General features: G+C 46.7%; 15 protein-coding genes. 5 read left to right on the top strand and 10 right to left on the bottom strand.

Features of this window, described 5'->3' with window-relative positions; genetic code table 11:
• Positions 1 to 194: 194 nt before the first annotated feature.
• Together AB6805_RS19160 and AB6805_RS19155 are read left to right on the top strand one after the other, a co-directional pair.
• Positions 195 to 3,743 carry a SusC/RagA family TonB-linked outer membrane protein gene (locus tag AB6805_RS19160; RefSeq protein WP_370911056.1) on the top strand — a complete coding sequence of 1,183 codons (3,549 nt, stop codon included), beginning with the start codon at positions 195 to 197 and terminating at the stop codon, positions 3,741 to 3,743.
• Positions 3,744 to 3,760: 17 nt separating this feature from the next.
• Complete coding sequence (locus tag AB6805_RS19155; protein ID WP_370911055.1) at positions 3,761 to 5,515, top strand: SusD/RagB family nutrient-binding outer membrane lipoprotein; 1,755 nt, start codon at positions 3,761 to 3,763, stop codon at positions 5,513 to 5,515.
• Between the two features lie 52 nt (positions 5,516 to 5,567).
• Here the strand turns inward: AB6805_RS19155 and AB6805_RS19150 are convergent, their stop codons facing one another.
• From AB6805_RS19150 to AB6805_RS19125, 6 genes are all read right to left on the bottom strand, one after another.
• The gene (locus AB6805_RS19150; RefSeq protein WP_370911054.1) at positions 5,568 to 5,894 is read right to left on the bottom strand and encodes a hypothetical protein; all 327 of its coding nucleotides are present in this window, start codon (positions 5,892 to 5,894) and stop codon (positions 5,568 to 5,570) included.
• Positions 5,884 to 6,291 carry a DUF4267 domain-containing protein gene (locus AB6805_RS19145; protein ID WP_370911053.1) on the bottom strand — a complete coding sequence of 136 codons (408 nt, stop codon included), beginning with the start codon at positions 6,289 to 6,291 and terminating at the stop codon, positions 5,884 to 5,886. The genes AB6805_RS19150 and AB6805_RS19145 overlap by 11 nt, the downstream gene beginning before the upstream one ends.
• A gap of 76 nt (positions 6,292 to 6,367) precedes the next feature.
• On the bottom strand, positions 6,368 to 6,949 hold the full coding sequence (locus AB6805_RS19140) for a Crp/Fnr family transcriptional regulator (protein WP_370911052.1): 582 nt from the start codon (positions 6,947 to 6,949) through the stop codon (positions 6,368 to 6,370).
• The gene (locus AB6805_RS19135) at positions 6,933 to 8,183 is read right to left on the bottom strand and encodes an RNA polymerase sigma factor (protein ID WP_370911051.1); all 1,251 of its coding nucleotides are present in this window, start codon (positions 8,181 to 8,183) and stop codon (positions 6,933 to 6,935) included. Before AB6805_RS19135 ends, AB6805_RS19140 begins: the two co-directional genes overlap by 17 nt.
• A 60-nt stretch (positions 8,184 to 8,243) precedes the next feature.
• Positions 8,244 to 8,582, bottom strand: a complete 339-nt coding sequence (locus AB6805_RS19130) for a YciI family protein (protein ID WP_370911050.1) — start codon at positions 8,580 to 8,582, stop codon at positions 8,244 to 8,246.
• A 36-nt stretch (positions 8,583 to 8,618) separates the two neighbouring features.
• Entirely contained in the window at positions 8,619 to 9,092 is a 474-nt protein-coding gene (locus AB6805_RS19125; protein WP_370911049.1) for a carboxymuconolactone decarboxylase family protein, read from the bottom strand.
• Positions 9,093 to 9,384: 292 nt separating this feature from the next.
• Between AB6805_RS19125 and AB6805_RS19120 the strand changes: the two genes are divergently transcribed.
• Positions 9,385 to 10,281 (top strand): alpha/beta hydrolase, encoded by an 897-nt coding sequence (locus AB6805_RS19120; RefSeq protein WP_370911048.1) that lies wholly within the window; start codon positions 9,385 to 9,387, stop codon positions 10,279 to 10,281.
• Positions 10,282 to 10,292: 11 nt separating this feature from the next.
• Here the strand turns inward: AB6805_RS19120 and AB6805_RS19115 are convergent, their stop codons facing one another.
• The 3 genes from AB6805_RS19115 to AB6805_RS19105 form a co-directional block, all read right to left on the bottom strand.
• On the bottom strand, positions 10,293 to 11,390 hold the full coding sequence (locus tag AB6805_RS19115) for an acyltransferase family protein (RefSeq protein WP_370911047.1): 1,098 nt from the start codon (positions 11,388 to 11,390) through the stop codon (positions 10,293 to 10,295).
• 105 nt (positions 11,391 to 11,495) lie between these two features.
• Complete coding sequence (locus tag AB6805_RS19110) at positions 11,496 to 12,038, bottom strand: GNAT family N-acetyltransferase (protein ID WP_370911046.1); 543 nt, start codon at positions 12,036 to 12,038, stop codon at positions 11,496 to 11,498.
• A 60-nt stretch (positions 12,039 to 12,098) separates the two neighbouring features.
• Complete coding sequence (locus tag AB6805_RS19105) at positions 12,099 to 12,920, bottom strand: DUF6597 domain-containing transcriptional factor (protein WP_370911045.1); 822 nt, start codon at positions 12,918 to 12,920, stop codon at positions 12,099 to 12,101.
• 88 nt (positions 12,921 to 13,008) lie between these two features.
• Here AB6805_RS19105 and AB6805_RS19100 point away from each other — a divergent pair, with 88 nt between their 5' ends.
• Together AB6805_RS19100 and AB6805_RS19095 are read left to right on the top strand one after the other, a co-directional pair.
• The gene (locus AB6805_RS19100; RefSeq protein ID WP_370911044.1) at positions 13,009 to 13,923 is read left to right on the top strand and encodes an S-adenosyl-l-methionine hydroxide adenosyltransferase family protein; all 915 of its coding nucleotides are present in this window, start codon (positions 13,009 to 13,011) and stop codon (positions 13,921 to 13,923) included.
• A 10-nt stretch (positions 13,924 to 13,933) separates the two neighbouring features.
• Complete coding sequence (locus AB6805_RS19095) at positions 13,934 to 16,456, top strand: TonB-dependent receptor plug domain-containing protein (RefSeq protein ID WP_370911043.1); 2,523 nt, start codon at positions 13,934 to 13,936, stop codon at positions 16,454 to 16,456.
• On the opposite strand, the gene AB6805_RS19090 is transcribed toward AB6805_RS19095, so the two are convergent.
• A complete protein-coding gene (locus AB6805_RS19090; protein ID WP_370911042.1) occupies positions 16,434 to 17,117 on the bottom strand; it encodes a hypothetical protein in 684 nt (227 codons plus the stop codon). The genes AB6805_RS19095 and AB6805_RS19090 overlap by 23 nt on opposite strands.
• Positions 17,118 to 17,128: the final 11 nt, after the last annotated feature.

Here is a 17,128-nt window from a genome sequence, read left to right as displayed (position 1 = left end):
GGGTCTGGTACCTGACATCAATACTTATCAGAAATCAAGATTTATCTCAACCCAAACACCACAAATGTATGCAATCTAATTGTCATGCAAAGCCCGTCTTTGTACCTGGGCTATTATCAACCATCAAAGATCGCGTCCTGACATTCAGAAAATCAGGTGCCCATCTGAGGATAAAAAAACAACTGATTAAGCAAATGAAGATTACGGCTATCCTCTTAACGGTAGTTTGTTTGCAGATCAGCGCCAAATCTCTGTCGCAACAGATAACCTTGTCGCAAAAGAACGCACCGATCCAAAAGGTATTTGAAGAAATAAAAAAGCAATCCGGCTATAAGTTCTGGTATGAAGATGCTATGCTCACCAAAAGTAAGCCGGTAGATATCTCCATCCGGAATGGTTCGCTGGAAGACGTACTGGCACTGCTTTTCAGAAACCAACCCTTCAGTTATGAAGTGATCGGCAAAATCATCGCTGTAAAAGAGAAAGATATCAGGCTGGAAAATGCCACTCCCTTCATCGCCATACCGGAAGTAGTACTCCGTAAAATAAGCGGTACGGTAAAAGACAGCACCGGAACACCCATCCCCGGCGTCACCATTCTCATCAAAGGCACTAAAAACGGTGCCACCACAGATGTACAGGGCCGGTTCAGTCTTGATGTGCCGGAAGGCAATGTAGTACTGGTATTCACCTCTGTAGGATATGAATCAAAATCAGTTACCCTCGGCACCTCCACATTCCTGAACGTAACACTTTCCATTGCCTCCAGCGGGTTGAATGAAATGGTGGTTACCGCTCTCGGTATCAAACGCCCGAAGGGAACACTCGGATACGCGATCAGCACCATTAAAGGCGATGAACTTACCAAGGCCGGTTCAACCATGAACCCATTCCTTGCCCTGTATGGTAAAGCAGCCGGTGTAGGCGTAAACGTTGGCGCATCCGGTCCGCAGGGCGGCGTTAGGATTAACATCCGCGGCGCAGCCAGTATGAACCCCGATCAGAACGTAAGACCCCTGTTTGTGGTAGACGGCGTAATCCTGAGCGACCGTAAAACACAGATAGGCGGTGACGTGGGGCAGGGATTCGACTATGGCGCCGGTATCAATGATATTAACCCGGACGATATCGAATCAATCGATATCCTGAAAGGCGCTAAAGCGACTGTATTGTATGGTAGCGATGCCGCCAACGGTGTAATGATCATTACTACCAAAAACGGCCGTAATGTGAAAGGATTTGGTATGACCGGTAACATACAACACACCATAGAACAACCGGTATCTTACCTGAAGCTGCAAACCAAATATGGGCTGGGTGACAACCTTTATGATACGACCTATGAAACCATCAATGGCGTAAAAACCAGGATGCTGCCCAATAAGCGCTTCAGCTTCGGTCCTGCTTTCGATGGTGCCAATGTGATGTTCTACGATAGTTCCATGGTGAAGAATTCGCCGCATGCGAATAACTTTATGTCACTCTTCCAGAACGGTCACTCTACTTCTGCCAACGTAGCAATTGCGGGCAGTAATGAAAAGGGTAGTATCAGGGCTTCTTATACCAACTATAATTACCAGGATATTGCCGGTGATAATTCCTGGCAGAAAAGGAACTCCTTTAGCTTCAATGGTAATATCAAAGCATCCGAACTGGCTTCCTTTGAAGTGATCTCCAACATTTACAGCATCTCTACCCAAAACCGCCGTTCCCAGAACGATGGACCGGTAGCATGGGGATACCCGGTTGACTATGATTATAACCTGGTATATCCTTATTATACAGATGCCACCGGCTATAAAAGGGATCTTTCCAATGCACGTGTATCCGATGCCTTTAACTTACTTGGCAACTATATCTGGAATAACAAAAAGAACCGCTACAAGGATGAAAACATCCACATGATTACCTCTGCCAAAGTAACATTAAACTTTACGAAGAATATTTTCCTCGTAGGACAGGCGGGGTTGGATTATGATAATACCAATTATAATACAGAGGTAAGTATAACCAGGTTGCTTCCCACGGTAGACAAAGGAAGTTTTGGCGTAGCAAAGGAAAACGCTACCACCCAAACTTACCAGGCGTTACTGAACTATAATAAATCATTCCTGAACAACGATCTCCGTTTGTTCGCATTTGGAGGCGGTGTGTACCGCCTGCGTAATGTGGATTACCTGGCCACCAGCACCGTTGGTGGACTTACCTTCCCCGATTGGTATTCTTTCTCCAATCAGCTGGGAACACCCAGTGCCGACAATGCACACCTGCTCAGAAACTATACAAGAGGTTCTGACGTATTATATAGCTTGCTGGCCTCAGCAGCACTGTCCTGGAAGAATGAATTTACATTGGAATTGCAGGGTCGCCAGGACTGGAACTCTACTCTTCCTCCGGAAAACAACAAGTATTTTTATCCGGGCGCTGCACTTACCTGGAATTATACAGAACGTTACCGGCTTGCCGGCGTAAACAGTGGACAGCTGAGATTGTCCTGGGCGGATGTAGGTAACGGTACTACCCGTTATTTCGCCAATAACCTGTATGGATACACTCGTCTGCCAAGTACAGGCGCCAACTCCGTTTCTCCTCCCGACAAATTGTTACCGGGCGCCCTGAAACCAGAGCGTAAAAGGGAATTTGAAATTGGGATCAACAACACCTTCCTGCCACAGGATAGGGTGATCCTCGATTTCTCTTTCTATACCAACCACCGCTACAACCAGATCATCAGCTTACCTATTTCTTCAGCCTCCAGTTCCACTGGTCTGATCGTGAATGCGGGTGATGTAAAGGCCTGGGGTTTTGAACTGGCATTAACAGGCGTACCACTGGTAGGTAAAAACTACCGCTGGAGCCTCACCCTGAATGCCGCCAGCCAGGCATCAAAAGTAATAGACCTGTATCCGGGCGTTACCAATTATCCTTTCAGTAACCTGATTAATGGCGCTGCTGCATCTATTCATGCAGATGAAGGTCGCCCGTATGGTGAAATTGTAATGAACGATTATAAACGTGATGAAGCTGGCAATAAAGTAGTCAACAACCAGGGTATCTATATACTCGATGATCAGAAATCAACCGTAGCCGGCAATGTAATGCCAAAAGTATACGGCGGGTTTATTTCCGACTTCCAGTATAAGAACTTCAACTTCCGTATCGGGCTGGATTACAAATACGGCGGTACTATTTTCAGCTACACCAACAACCGTTTAACAGGTGTTGGGCAGTTAGAAAATACCATGAAATACCGCGATGAAGAAAACGGCGGTTTGGCCTATTATATTAATTCTAACGAACAGAACGTGCCGTGGCAGCATTCACAGCCAGCGCCTGCTCAGTCTGCGGATGGTAAGGTGTATCACGATGGTCTGGTCCTGCCCGGTGTGAAAATTGATGATAATGGGAAGTATGTAACCAATGATATCATCACCAGTGCTTCTTCTTATTATGGAAGCTATGCAAACGACCTGGCTACCTCTTTCCCACCGGATCGCGTATTCAAAAACAATTACATCAAAGTGAGGGAAGTAGCGCTTTCCTATACATTACCCGCGGAAATTTCCAAAAGGATAAGAATGCAAAGGCTCACGGTCACCGCAGCTGCCCGTAACCTGTTCTATCTCTACAAATCTATTCCCAATATTGATCCGGAAGGAGCGCTGGGTGCAGATGTTTTCGTGGAAAATACCATCTACCCTTCCCAAAGGACTTACTCCCTGGGGTTAAATGTTGCTTTCTAATGTATAAACTGAAAAAAATGAAAAAAGCTTACTTATATATTTTCCTGCTTTCTGCTTCCGTCCTGGGAGCTTGTAAAAAAGACCTGGAAGACCGGTTCTACGACAAAGACAAGCTCTCCACCGGCAGTACTATAGATGTGGTGCCCGGCTTATTTACCGGCGTGCTTACAAACAATAAAATATTTGCACAGGACTACGGCGAGTGGTATTACCTGCTCAACGGAGGTACCAGTATCACCGGCTATGAGCAAGTGGTGCAACGGTTTGTATCTTATCGCTACGACTGGTTCTCCACATACAATGATTTAACCACCGGTAACGGATTTGATGATTCTCCCATCAACGGGCAATCTTTCTTTCAACACAGTTATACCCGGTTGAAGAATTATGAAGTGATCAGGGATTCTGTGAATGCACGTACCGGGCAATTGAAACAGGATGGAGATGTATACCTGAAACTGGTTAGCTTTATAAAATGTTACCAAAGCGCCAAGCTGGTAGATTTCTTTAATTCGGTTCCTTATTCAGATGCTTTCCAGGGAGCAAAAAAAGAACCTAAATACCTCTTCCCTAAATATGATGATCCAAAAGAGATCTACCAGTCTATCATACAGGAACTGGGAGCTATTGTGGATGAACTGCCCGCTGCCTATTCACAGATGTCGGCTGATGCCAAAACCGTATTTACGGAGCAGGATATAGCCTTCCACGGTGATATCAATAAGTGGGTATCCCTGATCAATTTTACCCGCCTGAAATTGCTGGTAAGAATCGCCGGAGTGGAAGAAGCATATGCCAAACCGCTGATCCAGGCAGCACTGGCTAAGCCTTTGCCACAAACGGATCTTTACTGGTTCTACTGGTTTGATATTGATCCCACCGGTGGCGGAACATGGATTCGTGGGGTGTATGAAAATACCTTCGCCTCCTTTATCCCGAACATCATCATGAAAAGGATGAACTACGGCACACCTGCTTACCAGGAAGGGATTGATGATCCGCGCCTGCCCGTGCTGGCTATGCCTACCAAATACCTGGATTACCGTGGTGTATCTGCTAATATTGAAGAACAATCTGCATTGTATAACAGCGGAGAAAGGTATTATCCGTATGCAGATAATATCGCTTCTACTTTTTCTACCAATGCCAAATCTACTTACAACCATGCTACCTTCCACCAGAATGCGAAGATGCCGGTTTATATGAGTTCATTGGGAGAGCTGGATCTGCTGCTGGCGGAAATAGCGCTGAAAGGATTAGCGAATACCGGCAAATCCGCTGAAGAACACATTAAAGACGAAGTAACACACTCGATAGATTTCTGGTACACCATTAATCAACTGAGCAGCTACGCTAAAACCCAGATGACACCTCAGCAAACAGCCATGGTATACCCTACGAAACCATCTGCAGCAGTAGTGAGCGCATGGGGCGATGTGGTTAAAGCCAAGTTTACGCTGGCCGCTACACTGGACGACAAAATGGAAATCCTGATGCAGCAAAAGTATATTCACCTGAATCTCTACCAGCCTTACGAACTGTGGGCAGAACTGAGAAGGACCCGTCATCCGAAGTTGGAACCCTTCACCTGGCATACTTCCGTATGGAAACCAATGCCTGAAAGAGTACGTTATCCAACTATTGAGCTGACCAACAACCCGGATAACTTCAAGAAAGTAGCAGGAGAAAATAATTTAACCAGCCCGATTTTCTGGGTGCCTGCTGCAGCAAGAGCAAAAAATCCTTACTGGGATAATTATAATTATCAATAGCAGAGAGCAATGATGTCGAGGGGGAGCTGACCATATTGGTTAGCTCCCTTTTTTAATGCCATACCGCTATGCAGGCAGCCGCCAGTGTTGACGCCAGTAACGCATAGTAAGCCGGCTTTGTAAATACTTTGTTTGTGAAACGTATATTGATGAACGTTACCACCGCGAACAGGCCGGTTTTGGGTATCACTTTGTAATAATTGACATGCGGATATTTCAGCGCCACCAGTATGATACCGGTTACCAGCAGCACAATGCCCAGTATCAGTCCTTTATGGTCGCGCACTTTTGTATGGTAATCGGTCCGCTGGGTCACCAATATAGCGAGATATCCTAAAAAGCATCCGAAGTGCAGAAGCAACACAATATTAAAGAGCATGGGATGTTTTTTGGGCGGTGGAAGAAAGATAAAACCCTCCGAGCACCAGCGCCATTACAATAGCTACCACGTGCGGAATCAGTTTGCCGGTTTCATATACGGGATTTTGCAACACCAGGCTGAAATCCACCACCGGGATAATGGCTCCTGCCAGCAATAGCACTCCCAATGCACGGCGCTCGCCGGTCCATAGTACGCCAAGTATAGCAATGCCGGTAAACAGATCGCGGATGCCTTTGATATAATGAAAAGAGAAATTACCGTTTACAGGTACGTGGATGCCAAAAGCAGCTTCCGCCACCAGCGGGGAGAGGAGGAAGCGAAGCCCGATAAATACCAGCAATATCCCCATAGATACGGTGGCGTAAAAGGCGATTTTTTCAGATGTGTTTTTCATTTGTTGCATTATTTTATGATGATGCAACAAAGGTAAAAACAGCTTTCCGCGGGTTCGTTCACCCAGGTTAATAAATCTACATCGCCAGCCTTTTCCTGATCCGGCTTAAAGACGGAGGCTTTACGCCTACAAAGGAAGAAATATAATACTGCGGGATGCGCTGCTGCAGGTCGGGATAGTTGTTGACGAATTGCAGATAACGTTGCTCCGGCTGATCGCTATAAATAGAAGTGATTTTTTTTATGGCATTCAAATACAGGTACTCACAAATCAACCGGCCAAATTTTTCCCCTTCTTTTATTTTGCTGTAAAGCAATTGAAGATTTTCATAGGAAATCGCCAGTATTGTGGTTGGCTCAATACACTGGATGCTGCGCTGCGAAGCAGAATGATCGAGAAAACTTTCGTAATTACAGGTAAATTCATTTTCCTTTCCAAAGTCAAATGTCAGCTCCTCCCCGGAGTCTTTAATACTGTAGTACCGGATCAGCCCCTTCTCAATAAAACCCGCTTCCCGGCAAACCTGTCCTTCCCGCAGAAAATAATCATTCTTCTGGTATTCCCGGCTCACAAACAACGAGGAAATGAATAGCTTCTCGGCTTCATCCATACGGATGAAATGTTCCATAGCCCTGATCAGATTAGTGTGTATGCTCATCGGTAAGCCGGTTTATTTGTACTTGTATGCCTTGTTTTTCGGTATCTGTTTTAGCTAACTGCCAGGCTCTATGAAAGCTCGCTTTTGCTTTATCATTATCAATATTCTTATACAGTTCTCCCAGCAGCACATAATAGAAATGATTATTTTCCAGCTTCAACTTTTCTGCTTCTGCCAGCGCTTCCTGCTGCCCGTTTGCTTTATACAGGGCGAAAGTACGGTTCAGTGCTACACTGGGGGAGTAATTGATCATCAGCAGGGCGTTGTATAACTGCAGGATCTCTTCCCATTTTTCCGGCGTATCCTCTTTCACACAATGCCAGTAAGCGATCCTGGCTTCCAGGTGATAGGAACTGATCTCATTGCCTTCGGCAGAAAGCTGCAGGAAATAAATGCCCTGGTTGATCAATGCCTGATCCCATAGCGCTTCATTTTGCGCTTCATACAGTACCACTTCGCCTTCGCCGGCCTGCCTGGCATTGAAGCGGGAAGCGTGGAAACACATAAGGGCAATGAGCGCATTTGTTTTGGGCCGGTTGGTTTTGTCGTAAGCCGTAAGCATTAATCCCAGGCGGAGCGCTTCCAGGCAAAGATCCTGTTGCAGGATCTGGTTCTGTGTCTGGGAGTAATATCCTTCACTGAAAAGCAGGTAGATAATATGCAATACATTATCCAGCCGCTGCGGAATTTCATTTTCCGGGGGCAACTCCATCCTGATCTTTTCTTCGCGCAGTTTCTCTTTCGCCCGGAACAATCTTTTATTAATGGTTTCTTTATTGGACAAAAAAGCTTCTGCAATTTCATCTATCCCGAAACCGCAAAGGATGCGCAGCGCCAGCCCTATCTGTGCCTCGCTGGCAATAGACGGATTACAGATGGCGAAAAGCATTTGCAGCTGGCTGTCTTTGATATTCTCCTGTGAGAAACTCAGCGCTTCGGCATCATCCACCAGTTCTTGCCGGGCCACTATTTCGGGCAATACTTTTTTGTCGAATATTTTATTTCTTCTGAAATGATGTATGGCTTTTTGTTTGGCTACGGTATAAAGCCAGGCAGCAGGATTGGGAGGGAGTCCTTTCACGCCCCATGTTTCCGATGCGAGTAAAAATGTTTCACTCACAATATCTTCTGCGATCTCAATATGCTGCAACCCAAAAAGTTTGCTGATCACAGCCACCATTTTTGAGAATTCCTGCTTAAATAAATACTTCAGTGATTCGTGTTCCTTTTCCATACTAAAACAGTAAAAACCACTCTAACGAAAGAGTGGTTTTCTTTATTTCCGTGATACTGGTTACGAAACTATTTCCCTCACTTCCACACAGCCTTGGGAGTCCAGCACCGGGCAGCCATGAGCCAATGTGGTAGCTTCTTCCAGCGTATCGGCCTGCACTACTAAGAAGCCGCCCAGCCGTTCCCTGATTTCTACAAACGGCCCATCGGTAATAACGCCTCCTGCTTTTAATACTTTTCCTTCTGTAGAAAGGCGACGGCCGTTACTCACCAGTTTGCCCTGTGCAGCAATACCGCCTGTCCAATCCTGCCACTTCTTCATCAGCGACTGGAAGTCTTCCGCAGAGTATTCGCGGTAGGCATATTCCGACTGGCGAAATAACAATAAGAATTCTTTCATCTTTTTATAATTTAAATCACGGATGAAATATATGAATTAATTTGCTTTGGCGGCAAACATCCCCGGCGTATAGCTTCCTGCTGAGGTACGGAAAGCCACATTAATGCGGTTATAGCTGTTAATGGTAGTAACTGCTATGGTCAGGTCTACAATCTCTTCCTCTGAAAACTGCTGACGAACTACGTCATATACTTCATCGGGTACGTCGCCGTTCGTAAGCCTGGTAACTGCTTCTGCCCAGGCAAAGGCAGCCCGCTCACGGTCGGTATACACAGTAGCTTCTCTCCAGCCCGCCAGCATATAAATGCGCTGCTCCGTTTCTCCTTCTGCACGTGCATCTTTGGAGTGCATATCCAGGCAAAATGCGCAGCCATTCATCTGGGATACCCGGAAATAAATTAAATGCTGCAGGGATTTTTCAATGGATGATTTTGCAAGATACGCGCCTACGCCATATAATGCTTTTACTGCGTTAGCTCCTTTTGTCAGCAGATTGATTCTCTGTTTCATGTTTTTAAGTTTTTATTGGTGATGAATTTGTTCGTTTATACACCAATAAGGATCGGTAAAAAGGAAATTGGACATCTTCCGGGAATTTTTTTTAAAATATTTTTCAGGCAGATGGGTAAAGGATATCCACGCATGTGCCCGGTAATGAAAGCCGTTGGTTCCCATTTTTCTGATGCCTTTGCAGGAAAAACACGCAAAATACCACGCCACCATTCCGGTGAATCATTTGTTAATCCACTCGCTTTTACAATTGTAAAACACTCCGGCGGACCGGAATTTTTTCTTTTGACGGATGATTCAACACAATTATCCCCGCATCGGGAAAATGCTGGCCCTTCTTGTTTTTGTGCTGCCATTTACCGCTATATCTGTAAAGGCCCAGGAAATAAGACCTTTGTACAAAGATTCCATTCCCAACAGTATCGGGAAAACTGCACCGGCAGATGCACCTACCATTACTATCTATAAGCCGGAAAAGCCCAATGGGGCGGCGGTGATCATCTTCCCCGGCGGTGCATACGCCTTCCTGGCCTTCGCAGAGGAAGGCACCAAAATCGCAGAAGCATTCATTACAAAAGGAGTCACCGCCTTCGTGGTAAAATACCGGCTGCCCTCAGATGCCACCATGCGCGATAAAAGTATAGGACCGCTCCAGGACGCACAGCAGGCCATTAAACTGGTACGCATGAATGCCGCGGAATGGGGACTGGACCCACATAAAATAGGGATTGCAGGCTATTCCGCCGGCGGACACGTGGCCTCCACGCTGGGCACCCACAGCGCCAGGAGCTATGTGCCCAATAAGGAAAACACCGATCTGCGCCCGGATTTCATGATCCTCGTATACCCCGTAATAAGCATGAACAAGGACCTGGCGCACCAGGGATCAAGCATCAACCTGATAGGGAGTGAGCCTTCCAAAGAAAAAATTGCCTTCTTTTCCAACGAAGAGTGGGTGAACAATAATACACCGCCGGCCTATATAACGCATACCAGCGATGATGCCGTGGTGAATGTAAATAACAGTATCGCCTTTTACCAGGCCATGCTGAGAGGAGGCATTCCCGCTGAACTGCATCTCTATCCCACCGGCAACCACGGCTTCACCCAACGGTTACCCGTAAACGAATGGCTGGACCCCATGGTGTGGTGGATGAAAAGAGGGGGCTGGATTCCCAACACCCCCTGATCTGATATAAATCATGGCATAGCCGTATGAACAGGTCGCGCAGCGGGCCTGGAATGCAGTAACTTTATCAGCGGCCGCTCTACTTTGTAGTAGAAGAAAATACCCACCGCCACCGCCAGCACCATATGTACGATAACAGAAAGATCGGCATTCAGGAAATAGCCGGTGGCGGCATATATCTGCGCGATGAAATAATAAAAAGTATAGTGGGTCAGGTAAATAGAATAAGAAGCATCGCCTATCAATAAACCCCATTTGTTATTCCAGAGCTTTGTCCAAACACCCTGCTTCTCCAGGAAAATGCAACCCGCCAGGATACACGCACTGGGCAAACCCCACAATAACACCCTTTTCAAACTGCCGGTACCACCGGTCACACTGCTCAGTTCAGAAATATTTCCAAATCCATACACGATGTTATAAATATAACCGCCCACGCCCAGCAGGAGCAGCAGCCCGGCTACGCCGGCAGCCACTTTTGCATGCCGGTACAGCCAGAAAATGATCACCCCAAAGAGAAACTCCAGCATGATAGGGTTAGTGTAAAATATCAGCCGGAAATCAGCTGGCTTCAGCAACTGTCCCACCGCCACCAGCGCAGGAATAACAAGTAACAGCAACAAGGTTTTGTATTTTGTACGGAACAGGATCAGGAAGAAGAAAAGGAAATAGAACCACCACTCAAAACTCAGCGACCAGCCCACCACCAGGATAGGCGCCAGCCACTTCTGCGAGTTCAATACAGGCAGCATAAAGATCGTATCCCGCCATCCGTAAAGAATAGCGGTGATGGGGTACATCTGGTCAAAAAAACAAAAGAACACCATGTAGCACACACTGGCTACATAATAAATAGGGTTGATCCGCAGGAACCGTTTCTTCAGGAAATCCACGCCGTCACGCGCACCAAAATAGTTACTGGCTACATAACTGATGATAAACCCCGATATCCCAAAAAAGAGATCTACGCCAATAGCACCAAAGTTTTCGAGGAAATAAAATTTTTGCTGATGGGAAACGGTGAATGCTTCCTGTAAGTCGATGGCGTGTACATGTACCACGAGGATAACTGCTACTGCCCTTAATAACTGTATGCTGTTAATCTTCATAAAAAGGGATACTGATTGAGGGTAAAGGATGGCAACACCGGTCACTTTTGTGTAAAGCAAGTTAAACCGGGCTGCTGTAATTACACTTCAGTCAGTACCCTGCTGTCAGTTACGCGATCTGTTCCATGCTTCCCGGCTGATTGTAAACCAATTATGCATCGTTTCGCCGTCGTGAAAAGTGCCGTCCAGGCTCAGCCCCACCTTCTCTAAAACGCGCTTCGACGCATCGTTGTTTACATCGGCAATGGCATAAATATTTTCCAGCCCGAGCCGGTTAAAGCCATATTCCAGGCTGGCCCGCGCACATTCCGTAGCATATCCCTTTCCCCAGTATTTTTTTATAAAACGATAGCCGAGGTCGTAGTAGTTAACATGGCCGTTGGTAGGTTCTTTTATCAGTTTTAATCCCGCCCATCCCACAAACTGGTTGGTATCTTTCTCTATCACCGCCCATCTGCCAATACCGTTCTCCCGGTATTGCTGCCGGATCAACTGAATGGCCTCCCGCGATTCTTCTATGGTGCTTACGGGTTTGTTACCCAGGTATAAATGTACCGCTTCATCTGAATCCAGTTCAAACATGCCGGCGGCATCAGCAGGTATCAGTTCCCTTAAAATCAACCGGGGGGTAGATGCGAAAATCTCCATACACGTGTCATTTGCCGCCCAATTTAAAGGAACTATCTATAAGAACAAAAATTGGGATACTTACCTGGTCATCAACAGGAAATTACTGCCTGCTTCTGCTTCGGTCGATTTTTTCTGGTACTGGTAAGGAGAGAAGCCTGCAAACTCCTTGAAGGCCCTGATGTAGTGGGATTGATCAGCATAATCATGCTCAAAGGCAATATCAGACAACTTGCTGTAGTTGTTGCTTTTTAATTGCTTCAGGGAATTTTGAAAACGGCATATCCGGGAAAATAATTTCGGAGAGATGCCAACGCCCTGTTTAAACCGGCGCTCGAAACTTCTTTCCGTTAACTGCAACTGCTGCTGTAAGTCCTTTAACGAAATACTGCCACCGGATGCAATGATCTGCGATAAGGCGAAGTGCGTCACCTCATCGGCAGGCGTACTGTTTTCATTTATCTGCTTAAATAAAAAAGCAGCAATAACGGCTATCTTCTCCGTTAATGAAGGCGTGTTGCCTAACCTTTCTGCCAGGTAAAAATCCCTGGTAGCCGCCAGTATATCCAGGTCTAAACAGGAATTGGTTAACTCATCGGCATTCAAACCAAAAACAGATTTCAACGCATGCGGATAACAACACACCCCAATGGAACAGATGGTGCCTGTTACCTGCAGCTCCGTATATTTCGTGGTTTGGCCGTACAACAACAAATCAGGCAACTCTTTGTTTTCCTGGTAAAAGGTACCGCTGTCCGACTGCTGGAAAATTAAACCCGGACAACCATCTGCCATTGGCCCCAAAATTTTAGGCACGTGGGCAACATCATTACTCTCCAGCGTCCAGAAATAACGGACGTGGTTTTTAAGATATGCCGGTGGTGGTAATTCCTGGTACTTCATTTTAATAGCAGATGAATTATATTCAAGGTAATAATTTTTAATGATTTCATAATAATCTACTAGATTTGTAGACTAATTACATTCCCCCATGAACATTGCAACACACCGTTTCATCGCCAGCCTGGCATTATTATTAGCTACCAGCATTGGATTTGCACAAAATAAAATAGTTGTTTTCCAGTCGGATTTCGGTTTGAAAGATGGCGCCGTTTCTGCCATGAAAGGCGTAGCCTCCGGCGTATCGCCCGACCTGAAACTATATGACCTCACCCATGAAATACCCGCATACAATATATGGGAGGCCGCCTACCGGCTGGAACAAACAGTGCCCTACTGGCCCGCAGGCACCGTGTTCGTATCGGTAATAGACCCCGGCGTGGGTACCAGCCGTAAATCGGTAGTGCTCAAAACAAACAAAGGCCACTTTATTGTAACACCAGACAACGGCACTCTCACCCTCATTGCGGCCTCCGAAGGCATCGCGGAAATACGTGAAATCAATGAAGCCGTGAACCGCCGAAAGGACTCGCAGAAATCCTACACTTTCCATGGCAGGGATGTATATGCATATACCGGCGCGCGACTGGCAGCAGGCGCTATCACCTTTGAAGAGGTAGGATCGGTATTGCCCAAAGAGGTAGTAAAAATACCTTACCAGGCGGCCGTGCTGGAAGGCGGAAAACTAAAGGGCAACATCTCCATCCTGGATGTGCAATATGGTAACGTGTGGACCAACATCACCGCCGATCTCCTCAACCAGCTGCATCCTCAATACGGCGATGTACTGCAGGTCACATTTTTCCATAACGGAAAAAAAGTACATCAAACAGCGGCGCCGTACAGTCAAACTTTTGGCGCAGTACCGGAAGGAAAACCACTGAGCTACCTGAACAGCTTACTGCAGCTGTCTTTTGCCCTCAACCAGGGCAACTTTGCCGCTGCCTATCACATCGGAAGCGGTAGTGAGTGGAGCGTGGAAGTAACTTTATCTCCTAAAAAATAAATCGCTACTGATGATAAGATCTTTATACCCTGCCTTTATTTTTGTATTGATCAGCAGCGCTGCCATTGCGCAAAACGCGGCAGATACTATACCGGCCCCGGCTATACGCACTTTGAATGAAGTGGTAACAGTAGGTACCCGCAGCAGTGGCCGCACACGATTAAACACCGTGGCGCCCGTTGATGTTTTTCATCTCTCCAAAATACAAATACTCACACCGCAAAATGATCTGAACCAGATCCTGCAATATATTTCCCCGTCTTTTAACTCCAACCGGCAATCCTCTTCAGACGGAAGCGAGCATATTGATCCCGCCAGCATCCGCGGGCTTGGTCCTGACCAGTTATTGGTATTGATTAACGGCAAACGTCGTCATACTACCTCGCTGGTCAATAACCAGGGCACTGTTGGTAATGGTTCTGTAGGAACAGATCTCAATGCCATCCCTGCTGCTGCCATCGAACGCATAGAAGTGCTGCGCGACGGCGCCTCAGCGCAATACGGCTCCGATGCCATTGCAGGGGTGATTAATATCATCCTGAAACAAAACACGCAGCAGCTGTTTGCCGCATTAACCGGCGGTGTTACCTCCCGCGGCGATGGAGGCCTTGGTCAGCTGAGCCTCAACTACGGCGCCGGTCTCGGCAAACAGGGCGGTTATATCAATATCACCGGGGAAGCTTACCAGAGAGGTAAAACCACCCGCGCACAAAATAATAACCTAATCATCTTCGATCAGTCGTCTCTCGATAATTATTTCGCGTACGACTTTACCAATGATCCCGCCGCTTCCCGGAAGTACGACGACGATATGCTGAAGCAGAAAGGACTAAAAAGAAATGATTTTAATTTCCAGATCGGCGATGCACAAATAAAGAATGGCGGCGTATTCTATAATTTATCGCTTCCTTTTAACAACAGCAAAAGTGAATTCTATTCTTTTGGCGGCTACAGTTACCGCCAGGGCGAAGGCTTCGGCTTCAGACGCTTACCAAGCGATCCTACCGTAAACGTATATACGATTTACCCCGATGGTTTTCAGCCTACTACTGATTCACGTATCCACGACCGTTCTATCGCCGTAGGACTGAAACATAAATTTGGTGAATGGCAGGCCGACCTGAGCAATACACTGGGCGACAACCGTTTCGACTATGAGGTAGATCATACCGTAAATGCCTCGTTGCAGAATGCATCTCCCACCAGCTTCAAAGCCGGCGGACATGAATTTTTACAGAACACTACCAACCTCGATTTCAGCCGTCGCTTTGCAGGCGTGGCTGCTGGCTTTAACCTGGCCTTTGGCGCAGAGTTCAGGGTAGATGATTACCGCATCCGCACCGGGGAAGAGGCTTCCTGGAAAAATTACGCCTTGATGGAAAACCCGGATGGTACCGTGTCTAACCCCTCGGGACTGGCAGGCGGATCGCAGTCGTTTACCGGGTTTTCACCGGATAATGCCATCCATAAAAACAGGAATAACACCGGTGTTTATATAGATGGCGAACTGGATGTTACTTCCAGGTGGCTGATCAGCGCGGCATCGCGGCTGGAACACTACAGCGATTTCGGAACAGCGCTGAGTGGTAAATTTGCGACAAGGTATAAAATTTCTGATGCGTTCAACGTGCGTGGCGCCGTGAGCAATGGTTTCCGGGCGCCCTCCCTGCATCAGCAGTATTTCAGTTATGTGAGCACGGATATTTTACCGGATAACACGCTCGGTCAATCCGGGTTCTTTACCAACCAGAGCACCGTGGCAAAAGCATTGGGTATCCCAAAGTTGAAACAGGAAACATCTGTAAACTACAGCCTGGGCTTTACCGCACAGGCCGCCCATAATTTCAGCATCTCTGTAGATGGTTATCTTACCAACATCAAAAACAGGATTGTGTTAACCGGCAGCTTCGGCTTCGATGCCAACGGCGATCCGGTGGAAGCTATCCAGCATATTATCAATCCGCTGGGCGCCAGTTCTGCACGATTTTTCAGCAATGGTATTGATACCCGTACCGCGGGCATCGATGTGGTAGCCGACTATAATCTCCGTTCGGGTCCCCATAGTTTCAATGCTTCGCTGGGATTCAACTACAATAAAAATAAGATCACCGGCAACCTGCATATTCCCGACGGTTTAAAAGGACAGGAACAGATCTTCTTTTCTCCCAACGACAGTATTCTTATCACGGATGGTACACCACGCGTAAAGACTAATTTATCGCTTACCTATGGTTATAAAAAATTCAGTGTGTTACTGCGCAATGTATATTTCGGAGAAGTATCCCGCAACAGTTTCCCCTTTGGAGAAGTACAGGTGCACAAAGGGAAAGTGGTAACGGACCTGTCTTTCAGCTATAACCTGAAACCTGTTACCATAACAGTGGGCGCCAATAACATCCTCGATGTTTTCCCGGATGAACAGGTATATGGCAACAGTTATTTCGGCGTGTTTAAATATGCGTCGGTGCAGATGGGCACACTCGGATCATTTTATTTTGCAAGGGTGGGGATTAATATAAACCGTAAGAATTAGCGTATTTGCCTGTTTTAGGAAGTATATATAATAAGCTGATGCCATAAATGTCGGGCTGTCGCTTTGTTAAGCTCTTCATATAGGAGCCCCTGATTTCAATAGCGCCGTTCTTTTTTTTGCCAAGCCCGATCCGCATTCCCAGGTTACCTATCGGCCCTACCGCATGCTGGGTAGTAGAGTCTGTAAAGCTGCCGCCGTTACGGTCTTTGTACTTTACATTTACAGGACCGTAATGGTAGGCCAGTCCGCCTCCCACAAAGAGGCCTACGGAGTTTTTATTATCCAGGGAAGAAAATCCGGCGAAGTTCAGGTTAATGATTAGCGGGATATCGACCATACCCCTGGGCTTTGTCCTGGGACCATCATCCTCATCGCGGGTGTAGTAATACACAATATTACCTTCCGCATCATAATACGATTCCATGTTGGTGTCAGATTCCCCCGACCCGCCAACTGATAATGGAATGCCCACCGAAACAGTCATCTTATCTGTTTCCATCACATTATAACGGATGGCATAGGAAAGGCCGAAGCTGGCGATGCTGCCGTACCTGGACGTATGATCAATAAATGTGGAAAACCCTATGCCGTGTACAAAGCGCTGAGAGAAAACCGGTAACCCGGCCATACAGGCAATTGCTAACAGAACAATTTTTTTCATACGGCAGCTGT

The sequence above is a fragment of the Chitinophaga sp. RCC_12 genome, assembly GCF_041360695.1.
Taxonomy (GTDB): domain Bacteria; phylum Bacteroidota; class Bacteroidia; order Chitinophagales; family Chitinophagaceae; genus Chitinophaga.
This window is presented reverse-complemented; position numbering and strand designations above follow the sequence as displayed.